This window comes from Rhizobium sp. rho-13.1 (assembly GCF_007000305.1).
Lineage (GTDB): Bacteria > Pseudomonadota > Alphaproteobacteria > Rhizobiales > Rhizobiaceae > Rhizobium > Rhizobium rhododendri.
Genome location: NZ_SCFL01000004.1, coordinates 303,427 through 326,116 on the forward strand (window position 1 = coordinate 303,427; position 22,690 = coordinate 326,116).

A 22,690-nucleotide genomic window follows, 5' to 3' on the forward strand; every position below is an offset into this window, starting at 1 on the left:
TCAGGGTGAAATTCAGGTCTCGATTGATCTTCCGCCGAGACCGTGAATTTCACCTGCTACAGCCTCGAAGACCGGCTTGGAAAACAGGTATCCCTGCATCAGCTCGACACCTAGATCCTCCAGCACCGTCTGTTCGGCACGGGTTTCGATGCCTTCGCAGAGGGGAGTTATGCCCATATCCTTCAGCATCGCAACGGTGTGGCGAACGATAGTCTGCTTGGCTTTATGGCTGTCGATATTCCGAACCAGTTCCATGTCCAGCTTGACGATATCGGGCTGGAATTTCGATAGTAGGCCCAGGCCGGCGTGACCTGCGCCGAAATCGTCGACCGCCGTCTTGAAGCCGATTTCGCGGTAGGTCTCGAGGATGCCGAGGATGTGCTTGGTGTCGAGTTCCTCGACTTCGGTGAACTCGAAAATGATGTGGTCTGCCGGGAACCCGGTTTTCAAAGCAGTTGCCAATGTCAACCGGATGCAGGCGCGTGGCTCGTAGACGGCGTTCGGCATGAAGTTGATGGACAGGCGCGGCCGGTTCTGCTGCGGGAACACTTTCGCTGCCAGCTCGATAGCCTTCACCCTGCACTGCTGGTCGAACGCATAGCGGGTTTCGGCGTCCACCGAGGAAAGGACAGTGGCTGCTCCCTCGCCGTTGACGCCGCGCACCAATGCTTCGTGGGCGTAGACGGTTCCATCCGTGATATTGACGATCGGCTGCAATGCCATCGAGAAATCAAAGGGAAACTTTTGGCCATCGTTGCAGCCTTGGCATTGTTTCGTCATTGATTTTTCCTCCAGTCGGCTCTCAACGTCTATTTCAGCAATATGTTCGGTAACTGAAAATTCGACGGGAGGTCGGGTTTGCTACACCGCAGTGTTCCCGATCAGTTCGTCGTCGATGTCGAGTTGCTGAAACGTCCGCTTTGCTGAGGGGAGGTCTCGGTTTCGGCGCTAGCGCCGTTCGACACTGCGGCCCAGGATCTTTCGACGGCCGCGATTAGTGCCTCGGCATGATAGGGCTTGCCGACAACAACGGCACCGATTTCGCTCTTCACGCTTGAGGGATCGCCCGTTGCAAAGACGATCGCCGCCGACGGTCGCACAGAACGCGCGCGCTTTGCCAATTCGGCGCCTGACGCCCCTGGCAGGTTGACGTCGGTAACCAGCACGTCGAATGGGACTGTCTCCAGGGCAGCCATGGCCTCCTCGGCGCTGCCTGCCTCGACAACGATGCAGCCGGCGTTCTTCAACGCTTCGCCGGTGCTGACGCGGATGAGGTTGTCATCTTCCACCAGAAGGACCGTCAGCCGCGTCGTGACCGATGCGCTCGATGCCGGCGCTTCCAGAGACGGGTTCGAGGCGGGTATGCTTTCTGCGGGCTTCAACCGCTGGCTTCGGTTGGCAAGTACGTGGCGGAACTTGCGGGCCATTGCCTCGCGTGTGTAGGGCTTGGAAAGCAGCTCGATTCCGGCGTCGAGCTTTCCGCCATGGACGATCGAGTTTTCGGTATAACCGGACGTGAACAGGATGGCGATATCTGGCAGGCGTTCCCGAGCCTTGCGGGCAAGTTCAGGACTTTTCAGGGTGCCGGGCATGACGACGTCTGTGAACAGGATGTCGATCGGTATGCCACTCTCGATCACGCTCAGGGCGCTTGCCGCATCGATCGCTTTCAGCACGCGATAGCCAAGGTCGGTGAGCAGGTTGACGACGGTGTCGCGCACGGCATCGTCATCCTCGACAACCAGCACCGTCTCCGTGCCACCGGTGATCGGACCGGTATCGACGGCGACTTCCATGTCTTCGGACTGCATCGCGCGTGGCAGGTAAAGCTTGATCGTCGTGCCCTCGCCGACCTCGGAGTATATCTTGACGTGGCCGCCCGACTGCTTGACAAAGCCGTAGACCATCGACAGGCCGAGGCCCGAACCCTTGCCTTCTGCCTTAGTGGAGAAGAACGGCTCGAACACCTTGTCGATGATATCTGGCGACATGCCGGTACCCGTGTCGCTGACCGCAAGCATGACATACTGACCGGGCGTGACTTCGTCATGCTCCAGCGCATAGCTGTCGTCGAGATGGGCGTTGGCGAGCTCGATTGTCAGCTTGCCGCGACCTGCCATCGCATCGCGGGCGTTGATGGCGAGATTGAGAAGCGCGTTTTCGACCTGCGCGGGATCGATGAAGGTGTTCCAGAGCCCACCGGTAACGACGGTCTCCACCTCGATTGCCTCGCCGATAGCCCTTCGCAGCATGTCGTCCATGCCGCGCACGAAGCGGCTGATATTGACGACCTTCGGCTCGAGCGCCTGCCGGCGTCCGAAGGCCAGAAGCTGGCTTGCAAGCTTCGAGCCACGGGATACGCCCGCCATGGCGTTGGCCACTCGGGTTTCGGCCCTCGGGTTGCCGGCAATGTCCCTTGCAAGCAGTTGAAGGTTACCGGAGACGACCTGCAGCAGGTTGTTGAAATCGTGGGCCACGCCGCCGGTCAGCTTGCCGACGGTCTCCATCTTTTGCGCCTGGGCGAGCTTCGCCTCGGCGGCGCGTCGTTCGCCGATCTCGGCAACGACCCGCGCTTCCAGATTCTCGTTGACCTGTCGCAGCTGCTCCTCGGCGCGTTCGCGATGGCGGACCTGCCGCGACAGCACCTCGGCCTGTTCGCGAAGCGCTGCTTCGGCCGCGCGCTGATGGGTGATATCGGTATGGACGCCGACCCATTCGACGATGTCGCCGGATGCGTCGAGGATCGGCAGGCCACGGATGGCGAACTGACGCCAGGAACCGTCGTGGCGGCGCACCCGGTGCTCGTGAATGAACATGCTCTTGGTCGCCACGGCCTCTTTCCAGGCTTCTACCGTCGCAGCCGCGTCGTCGGGATGGACGGCATTCGACCAGCCGTAGCCCTGATATTCTTCTGCGGTCTGGCCGGTCAGCTTCGACCAGCCATGCTGCTCCCCGATCATCCGGCCATCGGCGCTGTTGGTCCAAAGCACGCCGTGCACAGCGTCCATCGCGTAGCGGAAGCGCTTGTTGCTGACAGCGAGATCGGTTTCACGCTGCGCGCGTTCCTCGACGTCAATGCCGAGAATGTGGACGCCGAGGACGGCGCCATCTGCTCCGAAATGCGGGACATAGCGGATCTCGATGCGGCGCAGGGCGCCACCGTTATAGGCAAGTTGCGCTTCAGAGGCGAAAGTCTCGCCGGCGAGGCCGCGAACGATTGATTGGCGGCGATCTCCATAGGCCTTTTCGCCGATGACATCGCTTACGTGCCGGCCGACCATGCTTTGGGGATCGACCCCGAACCAATCGCGGTAGGTGCCGTTGGCAAATCGATAGATATGATCCTGATCGACGTAGGAAATCAGCATGGGCACGGCGTCGGTGACGCTGCGCAGCTCGGCTTCCCTCTCCGCCAGTCGCGTTTCGGCCAGGAGCCGCGCGCTGTTGTCAACTATGGTGCACATGACCCCGCCCACATGGCCGTCCGCGTCATACACCGGTGTGTAGAAGAGATCGAGAAACATGGTCTGCGGGCCGTCAGGCCGGTTGAACACGATAGGCTGATCGCGATGCGTCACGATTTCGCCGCGCAGACCCGCTTCGAGAATGGAACGGTTCCAATCCCATACCTCGGGAAATGCTACGGCAACGGGTGTTCCGAAGGCAGAAGGGTGGCGCTCGCCGGCAATCTCCCGGTAGGCGTCGTTATAGAGCATGACGTGGTGGCGGCCCCACATGAGGACTTTCGCCACGGGCGAATTGACGATGTTGGCAACGGTTGTCCGCATCTCCGTGCTCCATCCTTCGATGGGGCCGAGAAGGCTCTTGTTCCAGTCCATGCTCCGGATCAGCGCGCCGCATTCGCCGCCGCCTTTGGGCCAGTCCTTGACAGATGAAGTCGCAGGCACTGCTGCCCCGTCGCGCAGCCTGCACAAGGCGGCGCGAACCACTTCACTGGCGTTGGCATAGTCACCCGTAGCCAGGCTTTCATGAATGAAAGCTTCTAGCTCGGGGGTCAGCGAGACGTTACGAGATTGACGTGGGGCCATGACTCCTCCTGACAGGTCATTTCTTCCGTGTCAACAAATGTCAGGATCGGCGGATTCACTTTGCATGAAAAGATCCGCCGGCCGTCATATTGGCCTGCTCTGCCAGCGTTTTGCGCTCTCAAACCGGGCGTAGATCAGACCCGCTCGAGGGCGATTGCGATCCCCTGCCCGACGCCGACGCACATGGTCGACAACGAGTAGCGACCACCGGTTTCCTTCAACTCGAGGGCTGCCGTGCCGGTGATGCGTGCGCCGGACATACCGAGGGGGTGGCCGAGCGCAATTGCGCCGCCGTTGCGGTTCACGCGGGCGTCGTCGTCGGCGATGCCGAGTTCGCGCAGGACAGCGAGCCCCTGGCTCGCGAATGCCTCGTTCAGCTCGATGATGTCGAACTGGTCCTGCGTCATGCCGAGGCGCGCCATCAGCTTGCGCGATGCGGGTACCGGGCCGATGCCCATCACCCGTGGCGGCACGCCGGCAGCAGCGCCGCCGAGGATGCGTGCAATGGGCGTCAGGCCGTATTTCCGGGCTGCCGCTTCCGAGGCAATGATGAGCGATGCCGCGCCGTCGTTGACGCCGGACGCATTACCGGCGGTGACGGTGCCGCCCTCTTTCTTGAACGGGGTACCGAGCTTGCCCAGCACCTCCATCGTCGTTGCGCGCGGATGTTCGTCTTTGTCGACCACGATCGGGTCACCCTTGCGCTGCGGGATGGTGACGGCGGTGATCTCCCGTGCCAGCCGGCCGCTTGCCTGGGCGGCGGCGGCCTTGTCCTGGCTGCGAACGGCAAAGGCATCCTGGTCGTGACGGCTGACCTTGTAGTCCTCCGCGACGTTTTCGCCAGTCTCCGGCATGCTGTCGACGCCGTACTGCTTCTTCATCAGCGGGTTGACGAAGCGCCAGCCGATGGTCGTGTCGTGGATTTCGGCGCTGCGCGAAAACGCCGTTTCGGCCTTGGGCATGACGAAGGGTGCGCGCGACATGCTCTCGACACCGCCGGCAATCATCAATTCCGCCTCTCCCGCCTTGATGGCGCGGGCGGCCGCGATGACGGCATCCATGCCGGAGCCGCAGAGGCGGTTGATGGTTGTGCCCGAGACCGAATGGGGCAGGCCGGCCAGCAGCGACGACATGCGCGCGACGTTGCGATTGTCTTCACCTGCCTGGTTGGCGCAGCCGAAGATCACATCGTCGACGGCATCCCAGTCGACAGAGGCATTGCGCTCCATCAGGGCCTTCAGCGGAATGGCGCCGAGATCGTCAGCGCGCACAGAGGACAGCGAACCGCCGAAGCGGCCGATGGGCGTCCGGATATAATCGCAGATGAATGCATCAGCCATGGGGCTCTCCTCAGAGTTCGGGGACGACGAGATCGCCGACCTTGCCGTCGATATGCAGCGTCGCCCCGGTCATGGCCTGCAACTCCTCGAGCGACATGGCGGCAAGCTTTTCACGCAACACGAAGCGGCCGTCAACGATGTCGACGACTGCGTGGCTTGTATAGACGCGCGTGATGCAGCCGACCCCTGTCAGGGGAAACGTGCATTTCTCGACGAGCTTGGGTTCGCCCGCCTTGGTGACATGCTCCGTGATGACGCAAACCTGCTTGGCGCCGTGCACGAGATCCATCGCCCCGCCGACTGCCGGCACGCCCTTGCTGCCGACCCGCCAGTTCGCCAGGTCGCCGTTCTGCGCAACCTGGTAGGCGCCGAGAATGGCGACATCCAGATGTCCGCCGCGCACCATCGCAAAGCTGTCGGCGTGATGGAAGAAGGCGGCCCCCGGCTTCAGGGTCACGGCTTTCTTGCCGGCGTTGATCAGGTCCCAGTCTTCTTCGCCCGCAGCCGGCGGTTCGCCGAAGTTGAGGATACCGTTCTCGGTGTGGAAGATAGCCTGCCGGCCGGGCGGCTGGTAGCGCGCCACCATCTCGGGAAAGCCGATGCCGAGGTTCACATAGGCGTCGTTGGCAATGTCCTGCGCCGCGCGCCAGGCGATCTGGGCATTGGAGAGCTTGATGTCTTCGCGGGTATCGATTGTCATGCGTAGGCCACTCCGGCTCGAATGAGGTGTTCTTCCTGGCGGGGGTCGGCGACCTCGACAATGTGGTTGACGAAGATGCCGGGTGTGACGGCCTGCTCCGGATCGATCTCGCCGGCGGCGACGATTTTCGAGACCTGGACGATGGTGCTTGCTGCCGCCATGCACATCAGCGGATTGAAGTTGCGGCCAGCCTTGTTGTAGGTGAGGTTGCCGTGGGCGTCTCCGACATGGGCCTTGACGATGGCAAAATCGGCTTTCAGCCAGCGCTCCTGCACATAGGACCTGCCCTCGAATTCGGCGATAGGCTTACCCTCCGCGAGTTCTGTGCCGAAGGCGGTCGGCGTGTAGAATGCCGGAATGCCGGCGCCGCCGGCGCGGATGCGCTCGGCCAGCGTTCCCTGCGGAACCAGTTCCAGTTCGATCTCTCCAGCCAGATATCTGTCGGTAAACGCACGCGGGTCGGAAGATCTCGGGAAAGAGCAGATCATCTTGCGCACCATGCCGGCATCGATCATCGCGGCGATGCCGATGCGACCGTTGCCGGCATTGTTGTTGATGACGGTGAGGTTTTTCGGGCCCTTGTCGATCAGGGCGTGGATCAGCTCTATCGGGGCGCCAGAGCCACCGAACCCGCCGATCATAACCGTTGCGCCATCGCCGATGTCAGCGACGGCTTCTGCGGTGCTGCCGATTGTTTTGTCCATGCGTGATCCTCCGACGACCGTATGACCGAAATCTATCTGCGGTCATCGTCTGGAATACCGGCGCAAGGGCTGGGCAGCAAGATATTAGTGCGTTAATCGAGATTTGTTCGTATAACGCACGAAAAATATCCGGGAGATGATCAGGAAAACCGCTCCGGACGGAATTCGGCCAGCAACGGATGCAGATTGCCAGTGGCAATCTCGTCCGCAATCAATTCACCGGCGATCAGCCCAAGCGTCGCGCCGCTGTGGCTGAAGGCGACATAACAGCCCGGTACCTTCGTCAGCGCCCCGAAAACCGGCTCTCCGTCGCCCGGGATAGGCTTCGGGCCGACGCCGTAGCTATCGAGTTCGAGCTTCGGATTGCCCTCGAGAACAAGGGATGCCTCGTCGAGAAGGCCCTGAACCGTCGAATCCTTGACCTCGTAGCTGCCATCGGCCTTGACGATCACTTCCTCTTCCGACCAACCGGAATCCAGCACCAGGGCGCCGGTCGGTGTCTGGCGGACGGCGACGCGCGGGGTGTTGAGGACTGCTTTCAGCGGCAGGTCGACAGGCTTGGTCTTCACCAGCAGCGAAACCGGCGTGCCATCGGCGATGGTCTGTCCAAGCTCGGCTGCCATGCGCGGGACGGCCGGTCCGGTGGCGAGCAACACGGTATCGGCATCGAATTCACGGCCGCTCGAGGTCGTGACGCCATCGACGCGGCCACCGGTTTTGCGGGGCGTGACTTTCCCGGCATCGGTGACGACGGTGCCGCCGAGGGCTGCGAACTCCGCCAGCAGAACTTCGATCAGGCTCGGCAGATCGACCCAGCCTTCGCCGGGATTGAGGATGGCCCCCTGCGGCGTGACCGGACGCGCATCGACGCCGGGCGTCGCATCGGCTATGTCGTCGGCCGATAGCAGCTTGGCATCGTAGCCGATCTGTCGCTCGAACGCGAAGGCCTCGCGGATTTCGTTGGATGCGTCGTCGGCATCCCAGGTCAGCCCGCCGTCGAAGCGCAGCCATGAAGCCTGGGGATATTTGGCCGCAAGCGTCCGGTGACGGTCGATGCCAACCATGCGCAGCCGGTGATAGGCCTCGGAGCGCTTCCGGGACGAGTTGAGCCATGACAGCGAACGGCCGGATGCGCCGTTGGCAGGCGGACCGTCATTGACCAGCGTCGTCTGGACGCCCAGGCGGGCGAGATTGACGGCGGATGCCACGCCGAAAATACCGGCGCCGACAACGATGACCTTCTTGGCGGATGAGACTGACATTCTGGGATAACCTTTGTAGTTGATGCTGGCGGTGTGGTGGTTGAACGGCACCGGGGTTCTTGCGCTAAAGCACCTCGGCGAGAAAGTGTCTGAGACGAGGACTGCTTGGGGTGTCGAAGATCTGAGATGGCGTGCCCGCCTCGATCACCCTTCCCTCGTCCATGAAGATGACCTGGTCGGCGACCTTGCGGGCAAAACCCATTTCGTGGGTGACGACGACCATGGTCATGCCGCGCTTGCCGAGATCGGCCATCAGGTTGAGGACGCCCTTCACCAGTTCCGGGTCGAGTGCGCTGGTGACCTCGTCGAACAGGATCACCTCCGGATCCATGGCCAGCGCCCGGGCAATCGCCACGCGCTGCTGCTGGCCGCCGGAAAGGCCGCCCGGACGGTGGTGCTTGCGGGCCGCAAGTCCGACATCCGCCAGCCGGGCCTCGGCAATCGCCTCCGCCTCGCGCTTGCCCATGCCCTTTATCTTGGTCAGCGACAGCATAACGTTTTCGAGGGCGGTGTGGTCGGGGAAGAGGTTGAAATGCTGGAACACCATGCCGACCCGACGGCGCAGCTTCTCCGGCTTCATCGTCAGGATGCTGGCGCCATCCAGAAGCACATCGCCTCCCTTCGGCTCGACCAGGCGGTTCAGGCACCGCAGCAACGTCGATTTGCCCGAGCCGGACGGACCGATGATGCAGGTCACCGTGCCCGGCTTGACCGTGAGGTCGACGCCTTTGAGGACCTCGAGATTACCGTAGGCCATCGACAAATTGCTGACTTCAAGGCTGCCGCCCCGGAATTTCGGGCCGTTTGGTGGTATAGGACTGCCGGAGCCCGTATCCACCACGCTCGCCAGTTCGCTGACTTCGGCGAGCCCGCTGGTCGGCTCGCCGCCCTTGTGCTTGCCGAGCCTGAGATTGGTGTCGATGGCGTTGACCACATGGGTCAGCGGCACGGTGATGACGAGATAGAAGACGCCGGCCAGAAGCAGCGGCGACAGGTTGCCGGTGACGACGGCCTGATCCTGGCCGACGCGGAAGATCTCGCGTTCGGAAGCCAGCAGCCCGAGGAAGTAGACGAGGCTCGAATCCTTGACGTTGCCGATGAACTGGTTGACCAGCGCCGGCAGCACCCGCCGTATTCCCTGCGGAATGATGATTAGCCGCATGCCCTGCCCGTAGCTCATGCTGAGCGCCCGACAGGCTTCCAATTGCCCGCGCTCCACGCTCTGGATGCCGGCGCGGAAGATCTCCCCGATATAGGCACCGGCAATCAGGCTGAGAGCAAGAATGCCGAGTGGAAAAGGAGACGGACCGAAAAGTTCGCGGCCGATGCGCGCAAAGCCCTGACCAATCAGCAGGATCGTGACGATCGCCGGCAGGCCGCGGAAGATGTCGGTATAGAGCCGTGCCGGAATTCGCAGCCAGCGCGACTGCGAGATACCCATGACGGCCAGTATCATGCCGATGACCACACCCAGTACTGTCGACGTGGAAGCGAGGATCAGCGTATTCTTCAGTCCGACGGTGATCATCGCCGGCAGGACCTCGAGCATCGCATTCCAGTCGAGGAAGCTGCGACGCAAATTCTCAAGCCAGTCCATTCCTATCCCCTTGCTATCGATGGTGTGCCGGCTGCCTGGTTATTGCCGGCAGCCGGCCAGGCGTCGTTATTTCGGGAGATAGTCGGCTGGCATCGGCGAACCCGGGAACCATTTTTCGTAAAGTTTCTTCCAGGTGCCGTCCTGCATCGCGGCGTGGAGGCCGGTGTTCAGTGCTTCACGGAAGGCATCGTTGCCCTTTTTGATGACGAAGCCGGCAGGTGCATCGAAGGACGGGATATTGACCGCGATCTTTAGCGCTGGATAACGCTCTGAATACTGCTTGGCGGCTTCGTAATCGAGGAAATGCGCGTCGACAGTACCGTTGTTCAGGGCGGAAACCGCAGAGTTGTTGTCGGGAAACTTCACCAGATCTGTGCTGGTGAAAGTCTTCGCGGCATAGATTTCCTGCAGCGTCCCCTGGACTACGCCGAGCCGCTTGCCCTTCAGGCCTTCCGCGCCGGTAATCGCCTTGTCGGCGGTCAGCACGGAGAGGTAGCCGGCAAGGTAGCCATCGGAGAAATCGACGGTTTCCTTGCGCTTGGCGGTGGTGCCGATGGCGGCAACCGCGACGTCGAATCGACCGTTGGCGACCGAGGGTATCAGCGCCGAAAAGTCCTGGCCGGTGAAGATAACCTGCTCCTTGGTGAAGCCCATGCGCTTGGCGACATCGAGGAAAAGCTCGATATCGAAACCGGTGAACTGGCCGTCTGCTGTGGTGAAGACGTAAGGCTTGGCATCGCCCATCGTCCCGACGCTGATCTGCTTGGCGTCGATCAGGCCGTATTTGTTGTCGTCTGCGGCAAAGGCCCCGGGGCTCGTGCCGACGGCTGCCAAAGCCGCTGCAAAAACCAGCGCGGCCGATAGAGCTGCCGGCTTCACAAATCTGATTATTCCCATCATGCGCATGTCGTTCTCCTCTGAACTTGTTTTTTGGGTCGAACGGGCACGCCATTTGGCACCGTCGGAAGGCTCGCGCCGACGTTCAGCTGCATGGTTCTTGTTACCCGAAAACTCACTTTTATGCGGATGAGACCGGTTTCTACGTTAGTGAGACCGGTCTCATTGATAATTGGTATATTCGGATTGACGGTTCGTCAACATCTCTTGTAGTCGTTGCCGGGATGAAAAAAATATCCGTGAAAACCCGCGCCGTGACGGTTGCGGATGTGGCCCGGGCGGCCAATGTCTCGAAGGCGACGGCGGCCCGCGTGCTCGGCGGCTATGGCGTCGTCAGCGACAAGGTCCATGCGGACGTCATGACTGCGGCCAAGGCGCTCGATTACCGGCCGAACGAACTGGCCCGGAGCATGACGACCGGAAAGTCCGGCCTGCTGGGCGTGGTCGTCGGCGATATCGAAAATCCTTTCTTCAGCCTTGCGGTGCGCGGCATCAGCGATGTTGCACGGGCGTCCGGTTTCAACGTCATCCTCGCCAATTCCGGTGAAGAACTCGAGGCCGAGAAGGCCGCAGTCCGGGTGCTGATCGGCAAGCGGGTCGATGGACTGATCGTCTCGCCATCGGATAGCCGGGAGATCGCCCATCTCAGGGACATCGACCGCTCCGGCCGTCCCCTGGCATTGCTCGACCGCCCCCTGCAGGATTTCAACGTCGACACCGTGACCGTCGATGACAGGGATGCCGCCAGCCGGGTGGCGCGGCTGCTGGTGGCCGCAGGCCACCGCAGGATCGCCTATTTCACGGCGGCCGAGGCGGAGGCAGGCCCGGACTGGAACTTCAACCACATACCGACGTCAACCGTGCGCGAGCGCATTGCCGGCCTGCTCGCAGTCTGTGCGGAAGCCAATATCCCGGATCCGGAACGCTATCTCATGTTCGGCGCCAAGAAAGCCCGCACGGCATCGATCGTGGCAAATATCATGGCGAAGCCGGATCGCCCCACCGCGATCATCGCCTCCGACAGCATCATCGGCCTGGAGATCTACAAGGCCATTCGCGATCTCGGCCTCAGCGTGCCGCAGGACGTGTCGCTGGTCACCTTCCACGATGCCGATTGGACGAGTGTCACGACGCCGCCGATCACGGCGGTGGATCAACCCGTCTATGAAATGGGCAAGGCGGTTGCAGAGTTGCTGATCCGCCGGCTGAAGGGAGAGACGCATGCGCCGCAACGGATCGTCCTGCCGACGTCGATCATCGAACGCGGCTCGGTCGGTCCGGCGAAGGCGGGTTGAGGTCTGCGAAGAGCGGTCACGGTGTCCACACCCTGGCCGCGTCAGAACCAGCCCTTCCGGCGGAACCAGACGAGTGGCAGGATGGCGCTGAGGGCGATCAGTGCCAGCGATATCGGATAGCCCCATGTCCACGAGAGCTCCGGCATCGACTTGAAATTCATGCCCCAGATACCCGCGAGCAGGGTTGGAGGCACGCCGACGACTGAGGCTATGGTCAGCACCTTGAAGATTTCATTCTGCTCGATGTTGATATAGCCGAGCACGGCGTCGAGCAGAAACTGGATCTTGTCGGAGAGGTGCGTCTCGTAGTCGCTGAGCGACACGACGTCCTTGCAGACCGCGGCCAGCCTGTCGCGGAATTCCGGCGCCAGCCATTCGTGGGCAACGTCGCCGCTAAATGATGCAATACGCCCGACGCCGAGAAGCACGTCCCGCGCCTTCGACAGGCGGTCGCCAAGGCCGCCGATCCTTGACAGCGTCCGGTGCAGCGTTGCGGTCGCCTTGCTAGGGTCTTTGAGACCCGAAATCTGGCCACGAAAAATCGATCTTGAGACTTCGTCGATGGCGGCCCCGAGATGCTCGAGTGCGTCGGCGCCACGGTCTACTATGGCTTCCAGCAGCGAGGTGAATACCCCCACGCTGCTGGCGATAGTGCCATCCTTGTTCATCCGCTCCACAACTGCGTCGAACGTCGGCAGCGATGCGTAGCGGATGGTGACGAGAATGTCTTTGCCGAGCACGAAGCCGGCCGGCGACAGTTCAGCATCGTCCAGCGTCGCGTGGCCGATGACCGGAGTGCTGAGATAGAGGTGGTCGCCCTGCCTCGAGAGCCTGCTTGATGCCTCGATCTCGCTCAGGGCATCCCGCGACGGGACCTTGATATGGGCTCCGGCCTCGACGAATGCAATTTCCTCCGCCGTCGGATCCATGAGGTCCATCCAGATGACCTTGTCTGGGAGGTCAACGCCGGTGTTGGCCTGGCGCACGGAGGGGGTGGTATCGCGGTGGATGGTGAGCAAGGCTGCACTCCCGGGGGTCAAAAAGGCTTAGGCAAGTTGTTTCGGCGGAGCCTTAGGTGGCCAAACTGATATCACCATGATTACGCGGAACAATAGTTCTCGTTCCCGGCATCGGGCTTTACTTTTTCCAGCTGCATGCGGGCATGCGGCGGCGCTAGGTGTCATCGTCCTCAAAAAGGCAGCAGCACGGCCACAAATTGATGCTTTTCGTGCCCGGTCGATTTCCGTAACCCATACCCCACAGACAACGAGGGACGGGTCGATGCCGACGCCATTTTACTGGAACGAGCTGAATACCTACGATTTTGCCGGGCTGTCGCCAGACACGACCATCGCTATCCTGCCGATCGCGTCCACCGAGCAGCACGGCCCGCACCTGCCCGTGGCGACGGATGTGGCGATAGCCAATGGCATGCTGGCCGAATTGCGCGCCCAGCGGCAGGACGATCTCGATATTCTGGTGCTTCCAACTCAGGAAATCGGCAAGGCCAACGAGCATGTCTACGGTCCCGGCACGTTGTCGCTGGGTGCCGAACTGCTGATCCCGGTGTGGACGGCGATCGGTGCCAAGGTGGCGGAAGCTGGCCTGCGCAAGATGGTGATCGTCAATTCCCATGGGGGCAATGTCGACATCATGAGCATCGTCGCCCGCGAACTGCGCGTCCGCTACCAGATGGCGGTCATGTCGACGCAATGGGGCCGGTTCGGCAATCCCGAGGGTCTGATCAGCGATCACGAGTCCCGTTACGGTATTCACGGCGGTGAAGTCGAGACATCGCTGATGCTACATTTCCGCCCCGACCTGGTGCGGATGGACAAGGCGCAGAATTTCGTCTCGAAAGCCGAATGGATGCGCGAACAATCCCAATATATCCAACCGCTGCCGCCGCACTCGTTGGCCTGGATCGCCCACGATCTCAACCCCAACGGTGTCGTCGGCGACGCATCGCTCGGCACCGCCGAGAAGGGAGCGGCAATCTGCCGACATCAGGTCAAGGGTTTCGTCGAGATGCTATACGATCTCAAGGCCTACCCGCTTTCTAACCTCTACTCTCGGTAATTTTCAGGCGGCTGCCGGGCGGTCTGGGGCGATGTGGCCCTTGGCCTGCAACTCGGTGACGAGCCCGGCGAGTTCGGCGAGCAGATATTCGACGAACAGGCTGGTCGTGGCGTCGAGCGGCGCGCGGGCCCGGGCAAACAGCTTCATCGGCTGATGGCGGGTATGCGGCTCGGCGATGGGCCGGAACACCAGTTCGCCAGAGCGGCATTCGGTGATGACGTCGAGCGGATTGAGCATCGTCAGCCCCGCCCCGCATTTCACCAGCTTCTTCAGCATCTCGGACGCGTTGGTTTCGAGGACCGGTTCGACATGCACGTCGAGACGCGCCAGCATGAGGTCGATGGCATCACGCAGGCTCGTTCCCGGCTGTGCCAGGATCAGGCGCTCCTGCACGACGTCGGCAAGGTTGATCGGCCCCGGCGCTAGCAGCCTGTGGCCGGGCGGAAAGACGACCCCGATCGGGATGTCGAAATTGGCCAGCGTCCGGATGCCCGGCGTTGCCGGAATGTTGAAGCCGAGGCCGATGTCGACCTCGCCGGTCAGCACCGGGTTGACCGTCGTCGTGCCTGCGTCGTTGCGCAGTTGCAGGTATACGCGCGGGTGCTTGAGTTGGAACCGGGCGATGATTTCAGGCAGCGGCCCGGAGGCGAGACCGACCGTGGTCACCAGCCGGATCTTGCCGGCCTGCTGCGTCTTCAGGCTGCGGATCCGCCCCTCCAGCCGCTCGTAGGTCTTCAAGACCTCGCGGATATGCTCGATGCAGAGTTCACCGGCGGCCGTCAGGCGCAGGCCGCGCGGCAGGCGCTCGAAAAGCGGCGCGCCCATTTCTTCCTCCAGCGCCAGGATCTGCCGGTTGATCGCCGACGAAGCCACGTTCAGCCGCGCCGCCGCCTTGCGGATCGAGCCGCAGCGGGCGATTTCGTTCATGTAGAGAAGCTTCCTGGAATGCAGCACGGGCGCCTCTTTGCGTTAATTTTAAGCAGCGCGCACAATTTCGGTACAGGCGCGTCTTGAGATGCCAAAAAGGCATCGTTGCGCACGAATTTTGATGCTTTTCAAAGCGCAAGGCAACCGCTCAAATGCAGAAAATCCGGCGTCTTCCAAGGCGACTGGTGGCCACAAAAATGGGGAACGCCTGCCATGTCGAAGCTCATGAACACCATTGCCTTTTCCGCAGCCCTTGGCTTCGGCCTCGTCGGCGCACTGACCGCGCCCGCCTACGCGCTGGATCAGGTGACCTACGGTACCAACTGGCTGGCCCAGGCCGAGCATGGCGGTTTTTACCAGGCCGTCGCCGACGGCACCTACGCCAAGCACGGCCTTGACGTCAAAATCGTCCAGGGCGGCCCGAACGCTGCCAACAGCGCTTTGCTCATTGCCGGAAAGATCGACTTCTACATGGGTGGCCCGCAGCAGGAGCTTTCGGCGGTCGAACAGGGAATTCCGATCCTCGACGTTGCCGCCATCTTCCAGAAGGATCCGCAGGTGCTGCTCGCCCATGCCGATGCCGATGCCGGTGTCGAGAAGTTCGAGGATCTGGCCAAGCTACACACTATTTTCATGAGCAAGGACGGCTACCTCACCTATTTCGAGTGGATGAAGTCGAACTTCAAAGGTTTTGCCGACGAGCAGTACAAGCCATATACCTTCAATGCCGGTCCGTTCCTTGCCGACAAGCAATCGGCCCAGCAGGGATACCTGACGTCTGAGCCCTACGAAATCGAGAAGCAGACCGGCGTCGCACCGAAAGTCTTCCTGCTCGCCGACAACGGATATTCGCCCTATTCGACGATGATCACCACCTCGCAGAAGATGGTCGACAGCAAGCCGGATGTCGTCCAGCGCTTCGTCGACGCCTCGATCGAGGGCTGGTACAACTATCTGTACGGCGACAACAGCAAGGCGAACGCCCTGATCAAGGCCGACAATCCTGACATGACGGACGGACAGATCGCCTATTCGATCGCCAAGATGAAGGAATACGGGATCGCCGAATCCGGCGAGGCCCTCGACAAGGGCATCGGCTGCATGACGGATGCCCATTACAAGAAGTTCTTTGAGGAGATGGTCGGCATCAAGGTCGTCAAGGCCGATACCGACTACACCAAGGCCTTTACGACGAAATTCGTCTGCAAGGGCGTCGGCATGGCGCTCAAGAAATAAACGCCGCGCGCGCGAGGTTCGCGACCGCGAGGCTGCGAACCGCAACTGCCTTCAGGAAGAGCCAGTCCATGTCCCTAGCCGAAACCCAGGCGTCCCGATCGACGGAAGCGCGCAAGCGTCCGCTGGTCGTGATGCAGTCGGTGTCCAAGGTGTTTTCCAGCGGCACCGTCGCGTTGTCCGACATGTCGCTGACGGTGGAAAGCGGCGAGTTTGTCAGCCTGCTTGGCCCGTCCGGTTGCGGCAAGTCGACAGCGCTGCGGATCATTGCAGGCCTTGGCGGCACCACGAGCGGCAGCATCGACTGGCCGAGCTCACGCATCAATGCCCGGGGCCTGCCGGAAGGCGATATCGGCTTCGTGTTTCAGGAGCCGACGCTGATGCCCTGGAAGACGGCGTTCGGCAATGTCTACCTGCCCCTCCGGCTGCGCGGCGTGTCGAAAGCTGCGGCCCGCGGCCCGATCATGGAAGCGCTCGAGACAGTCGGCCTTGCCGACTTCGTCGATGCCTATCCGCGCGAATTGTCCGGCGGCATGAAGATGCGTGTCTCGATTGCCCGGGCGCTGGTGACCAAGCCGAAGCTCCTGCTGATGGACGAGCCCTTTGCAGCCCTCGACGAGATCAGCCGCCAGAAGCTCAACGACGATGTGCTGCGGCTCTGGAAGACGACGGGCATCACGGTGATCTTCGTCACCCATTCGGTGTTCGAATCCGCCTACCTTTCCAATCGCATCGTCGTCATGAAGTCGCGGCCCGGACGCGTCCATGCCGATATTCCGCTGGTCACCAGTCTCGAGCGCGACGCCCATTATCGCACGTCGGAAGAGTATCGGCGGGCCTGTGAGACCGTCTCCCGGTCGCTGATCGCAGCCATCAACACGGCAGAGGAGGCGTGATGAGCAACGAGCCCAAAACACACCCGTTGCCGGAAGGCCAGCAGACCACCAATACCGGCCGACGCGATCTCGCCTTGCGCATTGCAGTGCCGATTGCCGTCATCGCCGTACTGGTGCTGATCTGGCATACCTATGTCCGGCTGTCCGGCATTCCGCCCTATATCCTTCCGGGTCCTGTCGCTGTTGCCAATGCCTTCGTTTCCGACTGGGGTACGCTTGCGCCCGCCCTCTGGGTGACGACGAAGATCACACTGATCTCGCTGCTGCTGGCGCTGATCGGCGGCGGTGGTTTCGCGATCTTCCTCGTCCAGTCGCGCTGGATCGAGCTCGCCTTCTATCCACTCGCAGTCATCCTGCAGGTGACGCCTGTCGTGGCGATCTCGCCGCTGATCCTGATCTACGCGCCCTCGACGCAGGCAGCATTGTTGATCTGCGCCTTCCTCGTCGCCTTCTTCCCGATCCTGTCCAACATGGTGCAGGGGCTGAAAAGCGTCGACCACAACCTGATCAATCTCTACGAACTCTATGGCGCCTCACGCTGGCAGACGCTGCTGTATCTGAAGCTTCCAGCAGCCCAGCCCTATTTCATGACCGGCCTGCGCATCGGTGGCGGGCTGGCGCTGATCGCGGCGGTGGTCGCCGAATTTGCCGCCGGCTCGGCCGGGGCCGGCTCGGGCCTCGCGTTCCGGCTGCTCGAGGCGCAATACCGCATGAATATCCCCCGCCTGTTCGCCGCCCTGCTGATGCTGTCGATGCTCGGCGTGGCGATCTTTGCGATTACCTCTTTCATTTCCTGGGTGAGCCTGCACCGATGGCATGAGAGCAGCCTGAAGCGAGAAAACTGATGTCGACATCCTTTTTGTCTCCTCCCAATGCCGGACGCTTCGTGCTCAGTCATGCGACATTGCCGGCAGTTGCCGTCGAGGATTTTGCCGCGGCGTCCGACGAGGGCCTCGTGAAGGCCGATATCGTCATCAACGACGGCCTGATCGAAGCGATCCTGCCGCCGGGGACGGCACCCATCGAGCTTGCCCGATCCGACCTGAAGGACGGCATGGTCTGGCCGTGCTTTGCCGATATCCACACCCATCTCGACAAGGGCCATATCTCCGCCCGCCACGCCAATCCGGACGGCACCTTTGCCGGTGCGCTTGATGCAGTACGCACCGATCGGGAGGCCCACTGGTCCTCGGACGATGTCCGGAAGCGGATGGAGTTCTCCCTGCGCTCGGCCTATGCCCACGGCACCAGCCTGATCCGCACCCATCTGGATTCGCTGAGCCCGCAGCACCGGATCTCCTTCGATGTCTTCGACGAGGTACGCGATGCCTGGAAGGACAAGATCGCGCTGCAGGCCGTCGCCCTCTTCCCGATGGATGCGATGGCCGATGCTGCCTATTTCGCCGACCTCGTTTCCGTTGTGCGGGAAAAGCGCGGCCTGCTCGGCGGCGTCCCGCAGATGAGCGCCGATCTCACCTGGCAACTCGACACACTGTTTCGGGCCGCAGCCGAAAACGAGCTCGATGTCGACCTGCATATCGACGAGACCGACGATCCCGCCGCCGAGACCCTGAAGGCCGTTGCCGAAGCCGTCCTGCGCAACCGTTTTACCGGCAAGGTGACGGCCGGCCATTGCTGCTCGCTGGCCCGCCAGGACGAGGAGACCGCACGCCGCACGGTCGGGCTGGTGGCAGAGGCCGGACTGTCGGTCATCTCGCTGCCGATGTGCAACATGTACCTGCAGGACCGCTACCCGGACCGCACGCCCCGCTGGCGCGGCGTAACGCTGTTCAAGGAATTGGCGGCGGCGGGCGTCGCTACAGCCGTTGCCTCCGACAACACCCGCGATCCCTTCTATGCATACGGCGATCTCGATCCTGTCGAGGTGTTCCGCGAGGCGGTGCGGATCCTCCATCTCGACCACCCCCTGGACACGGCCGCCCGCGTCGTCACGACATCGGCTGCCGCCATTGTCGGACGGCCGGATATGGCGCTTATCGCCGTCGGCGCGCCGGCCGATCTCGTCCTCTTCAGTGCCCGTCGCTGGAGCGAATTTCTGTCGAGGCCGCAATCCGATCGCGTCGTGCTCAGGCGTGGCAAGATGATCGATCGTAACCTGCCCGATTACCGTGAACTCGATAGCGTCGTTGGAGCCTGACATGCCGGATTATCAACTGATCAAACAGGAACTCGAGGGCATCGCGGTCGAGGACAATCCGGCGCTGGTGCGCCAGAAAAGCCGAGATTTCTTCTGGTATTCGCCGATCCTCAAGGCGCAACTCGACAATGTAACCGCCGATCTGGTGGTGACGCCGAAGACCGAGGCGGAGGTCATCCGGACCCTGAAAGTGGCCTTCGCCCATGGCGTGCCGGTCACGCCGCGCGGTGCCGGCACCGGCAACTACGGACAGGCCATGCCGCTTTCCGGCGGTATCGTCCTCAATCTCGCCGGCATGGACAAGATCAAGGAAATCCACCCCGGCCGTGTCATCTGCGAGCCCGGCATCGTCATTGCCGATCTCGACAAGCAGACCAAGGCCCATTCCGGCCAGGAGCTACGCTTCCATCCCTCGACCAAGCAGACGGCTACCATTGGCGGCTTCATCGCCGGCGGCTCCGGCGGCGTCGGCTCGATTACCTGGGGCGGTCTTCGCGATATCGGCAACATACTGCGGCTGCGGGTCGTGACGATGGAGGCCGAACCCCGCGTCCTCGACCTCACCGGCTGGGACCTGCAGAAGGTCAGTCATGCCTACGGCACCAACGGCATCATCACCGAGATCGAAATGCCGCTGGCGCCGGCCTACGACTGGATCGACGTGCTGGTCGGCTACGACGACTTCATGGCGTCGGTGCGCTTTTCGGATGCGCTGGCGAAATGCAACGGCATCCTTGTCAAGGAAATCGCCCCGATCGCAGCGCCTATCCCTTACGACTACTTCACCCGCCACAAGCCCTACATCCGCGAGGGCCAGTCCGTCGTGGTGCTTATGATCGCGCCTCATTCGATGGATGCCTTCCTCGCCTTCGCAGCGTCGCAGAAGGCCGAGGTGATCTTCCGCTCCGACACGGTCGAAAGCATGAAGGGCATCCCGCACGCCTATGAGCTGGCCTGGAACCACACTACGCTGCGCGCTTTGAAGGTCGACCCCGGTCTGACCTACCTCCAGATCCAGTATCCCGGCCCCGACCACGTCGCGAAGGTCGCCGAGATGACCGCGATCTTCGGCGACGAGGTGCCCGGTCATCTCGAATTCATGCGGTTCGACGGCCAGGTCCAGTGCTCCGGCCTGCCGCTGGTGCGCTACACGACGGAGGCGCGGCTGGAGGAGATCATCCAGATCCACCAGGATCACGGTTGCCCGGTCTTCAATCCGCATCGCTACACGCTCGAGGAAGGCGGCATGAAGCGCACCGACAAGATACAGCTGGCCTTCAAGCACGAGACGGACCCGAAGGGCTTGCTCAATCCCGGCAAGATGATCGCCTGGGACAATCCAGATTTCGATTTTACTGCCGGAAAGAATTATCTCTTTCCGGGGCTTGCTGGTGTCATGGAGGGGTGATGAGGGTCCTGGTTCTGCATTCGCATCCGGTGGAATCGAGCTATGGGGCGGCCCTTTACCGGCAGACGGTCGCAAGCCTGGAGGCAGCCGGGCACACGGTCGACGGTTGCGATCTCTATGCGGAGAAATTCGACCCGGTTCTCTCGCGACACGACCGGCTGATCTACCACGACTACCCGCAGAATACCGAACTGGTTGAGCCCTATGTCCAGCGGTTACGGCAGGCCGAGGGCCTGGTTATCGTCACGCCGGTCTGGAATTTTGGCTTTCCGGCGATGCTGAAGGGCTATTTCGACCGCGTCTGGCTCCCCGGCGTCTCATTCGAGCTCGTCGACGGGCAGGTAAAGTCGCGGCTTCGGCACATTCGCAAGCTGGCAGCGGTTCTGACCTACGGCGCAACGCCGCTCCGCGCGCTGGTCGCCGGCAACCCGCCGAAGAAAATCGTCAAGCGGGTGCTGCGTGCGCAGATCAATCCGGTGAAGCCGGTGACGTTTCTGGCCCATTACGACATGAACAACTGCACGGAGCAAACCCGGGCGGCATTCATGGCAAGGGTGAAGACGGCGATGGAGCGCTTCTAGCCAGGGCGGCGCCTGTCAGTTGACCTTGGCTGCCGTCACTTCGACTTCCACCAGGAATTCCGGGCGCGTAAAGCCGCTGACGATGATCAGCGTCGAGACCGGCTTGGGGTCGAGCGTGTAGCGATCGCGGACAGCCATGTAGGGGGCGAAGTCCTCGCGGCGGGTGACGAAGCCTGAGATGCGGATAACGTCAGAAAAATCCATCCCCGCTTCCGATAAGATAGCGGCGATTGCCTGGAAGCAGAGCTCGGCCTGGGCCGTGACGCCGTCGGGGATGGTATCGTCGGCGGCGATGCCCAGCTGGCCGGATGTCACCAGCAAGGAGGCGCCGGGTGGCACCAGCAGGCCGTGATTGTAATGGCCGAAAGGGCGGCGAACGGAGGGTGGGTTGAATGTCTCGGCCATCGGGATCCCGTCTGATCTTACGCGCGGAAAACAACGGCTGGGGGGCATGACCGCTGCCGGTCACGCCCCTGTTGCATCACGCAGCAATCGCTGCATTGAGCGGCAATTCGACGTCGATTTCAAGCGTCGAGACGAATTCCGAACGCTCGATTTTCACCTGCACCTTGTCGTTGTCGAGCTGCACATGCTTGGAGATAACCGCAAGGATCTCTTCCCTGAGCAGGGTGATCAGGTCCGAGCCGGATGACGACCGTTCGTGGGCAAGAAGCAGCTGCAGCCGTTCGCGGGCGGCAGGAGCGGTTCTCTGCCTGTTGAAAAGCTTGAAAATGTTCATGCTGCTCTCCGACCGAAAAGCTTGTCGAAAATATTGCGCTTGTCGCTCGGCATTGCGATTGGCAAGGCTTCGCCGGCAAGACGGCGGGCGGCGTCGAAATAGGCCATGGCAGCGGCACTGCGGCTTTCGGCGATGGTCACGGGCGCGCCGACATTCGAGGCGCGCAGCACGTCCATGCTTTCCGGAATGATGCCGAGCAGAGGGATGGAAAGGATTTCCAGCACGTCCTCGACCTTCAGCATGTCGCCGCGCTCGGCGCGGTTGGCGTCGTAGCGGGTCAGCAGCAGGTGCTTTTCCATCCGTTCGCCGCGTTCGGCCTTGGCAGTCTTGGAATCCAGCAGGCCGATGATGCGGTCGCTGTCGCGCACCGACGAAACTTCCGGATTGGTGACGACCACGGCAACGTCGGCATGGCGCATGGCAAGCGTCGCGCCGCGCTCGATGCCGGCCGGGCTGTCGCAGATGATCCAGTCGAAATGGCGCTTCAGATCGGTGATGACGCGCTCGACGCCCTCTTCCGTCAGGTTATCCTTGTCGCGGGTCTGGGAAGCCGGCAGGAGGAACAGGTTTTCAAGCCGCTTGTCGCGGATCAGCGCCTGCGTCAGCTTGGCATCGCCCTGGATAACGTTGATGAGATCGTAGACGACCCGGCGCTCGGCGCCCATGATGAGGTCGAGATTTCTGAGGCCGACGTCGAAATCGACGACCACGACCTTCTCGTTGCGCTGCGCCAAGGCTGCCCCCAGAGCTGCAGTCGACGTGGTCTTGCCAACTCCGCCCTTGCCCGATGTTACGACGACGACTTTCCCCATCTCGCTCTCCTTA

The 22,690-nt window shown here is 62.0% G+C and carries 21 protein-coding genes; 8 read left to right on the forward strand and 13 right to left on the reverse strand.

What is annotated here, in order from left to right:
• Positions 1 to 12: 12 nt before the first annotated feature.
• The 8 genes from EQW76_RS14715 to EQW76_RS14750 form a co-directional block, all read right to left on the reverse strand.
• On the reverse strand, positions 13 to 780 hold the full coding sequence (locus EQW76_RS14715; RefSeq protein ID WP_142829353.1) for an EAL domain-containing protein: 768 nt from the start codon (positions 778 to 780) through the stop codon (positions 13 to 15).
• Positions 781 to 881: 101 nt separating this feature from the next.
• A complete protein-coding gene (locus EQW76_RS14720; protein ID WP_142829351.1) occupies positions 882 to 4,049 on the reverse strand; it encodes a PAS domain-containing protein in 3,168 nt (1,055 codons plus the stop codon).
• Between the two features lie 134 nt (positions 4,050 to 4,183).
• Positions 4,184 to 5,389, reverse strand: coding sequence for a 3-oxoadipyl-CoA thiolase (gene pcaF / locus EQW76_RS14725; protein WP_142829349.1), 1,206 nt, complete (start codon positions 5,387 to 5,389; stop codon positions 4,184 to 4,186).
• 10 nt (positions 5,390 to 5,399) lie between these two features.
• Positions 5,400 to 6,089 (reverse strand): CoA transferase subunit B, encoded by a 690-nt coding sequence (locus tag EQW76_RS14730; protein WP_142829347.1) that lies wholly within the window; start codon positions 6,087 to 6,089, stop codon positions 5,400 to 5,402.
• A complete protein-coding gene (locus EQW76_RS14735; RefSeq protein WP_143122942.1) occupies positions 6,086 to 6,793 on the reverse strand; it encodes a 3-oxoacid CoA-transferase subunit A in 708 nt (235 codons plus the stop codon). Before EQW76_RS14735 ends, EQW76_RS14730 begins: the two co-directional genes overlap by 4 nt.
• A gap of 140 nt (positions 6,794 to 6,933) precedes the next feature.
• Positions 6,934 to 8,055 (reverse strand): FAD-binding oxidoreductase, encoded by a 1,122-nt coding sequence (locus EQW76_RS14740; RefSeq protein WP_142829343.1) that lies wholly within the window; start codon positions 8,053 to 8,055, stop codon positions 6,934 to 6,936.
• 64 nt (positions 8,056 to 8,119) lie between these two features.
• The gene (locus EQW76_RS30155) at positions 8,120 to 9,652 is read right to left on the reverse strand and encodes an amino acid ABC transporter permease/ATP-binding protein (RefSeq protein WP_142829341.1); all 1,533 of its coding nucleotides are present in this window, start codon (positions 9,650 to 9,652) and stop codon (positions 8,120 to 8,122) included.
• 66 nt (positions 9,653 to 9,718) lie between these two features.
• On the reverse strand, positions 9,719 to 10,558 hold the full coding sequence (locus tag EQW76_RS14750; RefSeq protein WP_224128011.1) for an ABC transporter substrate-binding protein: 840 nt from the start codon (positions 10,556 to 10,558) through the stop codon (positions 9,719 to 9,721).
• Positions 10,559 to 10,773: 215 nt separating this feature from the next.
• Between EQW76_RS14750 and EQW76_RS14755 the strand changes: the two genes are divergently transcribed.
• The gene (locus tag EQW76_RS14755; RefSeq protein WP_142829339.1) at positions 10,774 to 11,844 is read left to right on the forward strand and encodes a LacI family DNA-binding transcriptional regulator; all 1,071 of its coding nucleotides are present in this window, start codon (positions 10,774 to 10,776) and stop codon (positions 11,842 to 11,844) included.
• Between the two features lie 41 nt (positions 11,845 to 11,885).
• Here EQW76_RS14755 and EQW76_RS14760 read toward each other — a convergent pair whose 3' ends face one another.
• Positions 11,886 to 12,863 (reverse strand): magnesium transporter CorA family protein, encoded by a 978-nt coding sequence (locus EQW76_RS14760; RefSeq protein ID WP_224128013.1) that lies wholly within the window; start codon positions 12,861 to 12,863, stop codon positions 11,886 to 11,888.
• A 262-nt stretch (positions 12,864 to 13,125) separates the two neighbouring features.
• Between EQW76_RS14760 and EQW76_RS14765 the strand changes: the two genes are divergently transcribed.
• Positions 13,126 to 13,923, forward strand: coding sequence for a creatininase family protein (locus EQW76_RS14765; RefSeq protein WP_142829338.1), 798 nt, complete (start codon positions 13,126 to 13,128; stop codon positions 13,921 to 13,923).
• A gap of 3 nt (positions 13,924 to 13,926) precedes the next feature.
• On the opposite strand, the gene EQW76_RS14770 is transcribed toward EQW76_RS14765, so the two are convergent.
• On the reverse strand, positions 13,927 to 14,877 hold the full coding sequence (locus EQW76_RS14770) for a LysR family transcriptional regulator (RefSeq protein ID WP_142829336.1): 951 nt from the start codon (positions 14,875 to 14,877) through the stop codon (positions 13,927 to 13,929).
• Positions 14,878 to 15,063: 186 nt separating this feature from the next.
• Between EQW76_RS14770 and EQW76_RS14775 the strand changes: the two genes are divergently transcribed.
• From EQW76_RS14775 to EQW76_RS14800, 6 genes are all read left to right on the forward strand, one after another.
• Positions 15,064 to 16,086: an ABC transporter substrate-binding protein gene (locus EQW76_RS14775; protein ID WP_142829334.1), complete on the forward strand. Its 1,023-nt coding sequence runs from the start codon at positions 15,064 to 15,066 to the stop codon at positions 16,084 to 16,086.
• A 68-nt stretch (positions 16,087 to 16,154) separates the two neighbouring features.
• A complete protein-coding gene (locus EQW76_RS14780; protein ID WP_142829332.1) occupies positions 16,155 to 16,979 on the forward strand; it encodes an ABC transporter ATP-binding protein in 825 nt (274 codons plus the stop codon).
• The gene (locus EQW76_RS14785) at positions 16,979 to 17,824 is read left to right on the forward strand and encodes an ABC transporter permease (RefSeq protein WP_142829330.1); all 846 of its coding nucleotides are present in this window, start codon (positions 16,979 to 16,981) and stop codon (positions 17,822 to 17,824) included. The genes EQW76_RS14780 and EQW76_RS14785 overlap by 1 nt, the downstream gene beginning before the upstream one ends.
• Positions 17,824 to 19,137, forward strand: coding sequence for a cytosine deaminase (locus tag EQW76_RS14790; protein WP_142829328.1), 1,314 nt, complete (start codon positions 17,824 to 17,826; stop codon positions 19,135 to 19,137). Before EQW76_RS14785 ends, EQW76_RS14790 begins: the two co-directional genes overlap by 1 nt.
• A gap of 1 nt (position 19,138) precedes the next feature.
• Positions 19,139 to 20,545 carry an FAD-binding oxidoreductase gene (locus EQW76_RS14795; RefSeq protein WP_142829326.1) on the forward strand — a complete coding sequence of 469 codons (1,407 nt, stop codon included), beginning with the start codon at positions 19,139 to 19,141 and terminating at the stop codon, positions 20,543 to 20,545.
• Positions 20,545 to 21,126, forward strand: coding sequence for an NAD(P)H-dependent oxidoreductase (locus tag EQW76_RS14800; protein ID WP_142829324.1), 582 nt, complete (start codon positions 20,545 to 20,547; stop codon positions 21,124 to 21,126). The genes EQW76_RS14795 and EQW76_RS14800 overlap by 1 nt, the downstream gene beginning before the upstream one ends.
• 15 nt (positions 21,127 to 21,141) lie before the next feature.
• Here EQW76_RS14800 and EQW76_RS14805 read toward each other — a convergent pair whose 3' ends face one another.
• From EQW76_RS14805 to minD, 3 genes are all read right to left on the reverse strand, one after another.
• Positions 21,142 to 21,531, reverse strand: a complete 390-nt coding sequence (locus tag EQW76_RS14805) for a RidA family protein (RefSeq protein ID WP_142829322.1) — start codon at positions 21,529 to 21,531, stop codon at positions 21,142 to 21,144.
• Between the two features lie 76 nt (positions 21,532 to 21,607).
• A complete protein-coding gene (minE, locus tag EQW76_RS14810) occupies positions 21,608 to 21,865 on the reverse strand; it encodes a cell division topological specificity factor MinE (RefSeq protein ID WP_111221087.1) in 258 nt (85 codons plus the stop codon).
• Complete coding sequence (minD, locus tag EQW76_RS14815) at positions 21,862 to 22,677, reverse strand: septum site-determining protein MinD (protein ID WP_111221088.1); 816 nt, start codon at positions 22,675 to 22,677, stop codon at positions 21,862 to 21,864. The genes minE and minD overlap by 4 nt, the downstream gene beginning before the upstream one ends.
• Positions 22,678 to 22,690: the final 13 nt, after the last annotated feature.

Coding starts and splice junctions, on each gene's coding strand:
- EQW76_RS14715 (WP_142829353.1), bottom strand. CDS start 780: ATGACGAAACAATGCCAAGGCTGCAACGATGGCCAAAAGTTTCCCTTT.
- EQW76_RS14720 (WP_142829351.1), bottom strand. CDS start 4,049: ATGGCCCCACGTCAATCTCGTAACGTCTCGCTGACCCCCGAGCTAGAA.
- pcaF (WP_142829349.1), bottom strand. CDS start 5,389: ATGGCTGATGCATTCATCTGCGATTATATCCGGACGCCCATCGGCCGC.
- EQW76_RS14730 (WP_142829347.1), bottom strand. CDS start 6,089: ATGACAATCGATACCCGCGAAGACATCAAGCTCTCCAATGCCCAGATC.
- EQW76_RS14735 (WP_143122942.1), bottom strand. CDS start 6,793: ATGGACAAAACAATCGGCAGCACCGCAGAAGCCGTCGCTGACATCGGC.
- EQW76_RS14740 (WP_142829343.1), bottom strand. CDS start 8,055: ATGTCAGTCTCATCCGCCAAGAAGGTCATCGTTGTCGGCGCCGGTATT.
- EQW76_RS30155 (WP_142829341.1), bottom strand. CDS start 9,652: ATGGACTGGCTTGAGAATTTGCGTCGCAGCTTCCTCGACTGGAATGCG.
- EQW76_RS14750 (WP_224128011.1), bottom strand. CDS start 10,558: ATGCGCATGATGGGAATAATCAGATTTGTGAAGCCGGCAGCTCTATCG.
- EQW76_RS14755 (WP_142829339.1), top strand. CDS start 10,774: ATGAAAAAAATATCCGTGAAAACCCGCGCCGTGACGGTTGCGGATGTG.
- EQW76_RS14765 (WP_142829338.1), top strand. CDS start 13,126: ATGCCGACGCCATTTTACTGGAACGAGCTGAATACCTACGATTTTGCC.
- EQW76_RS14775 (WP_142829334.1), top strand. CDS start 15,064: ATGTCGAAGCTCATGAACACCATTGCCTTTTCCGCAGCCCTTGGCTTC.
- EQW76_RS14780 (WP_142829332.1), top strand. CDS start 16,155: ATGTCCCTAGCCGAAACCCAGGCGTCCCGATCGACGGAAGCGCGCAAG.
- EQW76_RS14785 (WP_142829330.1), top strand. CDS start 16,979: ATGAGCAACGAGCCCAAAACACACCCGTTGCCGGAAGGCCAGCAGACC.
- EQW76_RS14790 (WP_142829328.1), top strand. CDS start 17,824: ATGTCGACATCCTTTTTGTCTCCTCCCAATGCCGGACGCTTCGTGCTC.
- EQW76_RS14795 (WP_142829326.1), top strand. CDS start 19,139: ATGCCGGATTATCAACTGATCAAACAGGAACTCGAGGGCATCGCGGTC.
- EQW76_RS14800 (WP_142829324.1), top strand. CDS start 20,545: ATGAGGGTCCTGGTTCTGCATTCGCATCCGGTGGAATCGAGCTATGGG.
- EQW76_RS14805 (WP_142829322.1), bottom strand. CDS start 21,531: ATGGCCGAGACATTCAACCCACCCTCCGTTCGCCGCCCTTTCGGCCAT.
- minE (WP_111221087.1), bottom strand. CDS start 21,865: ATGAACATTTTCAAGCTTTTCAACAGGCAGAGAACCGCTCCTGCCGCC.
- minD (WP_111221088.1), bottom strand. CDS start 22,677: ATGGGGAAAGTCGTCGTCGTAACATCGGGCAAGGGCGGAGTTGGCAAG.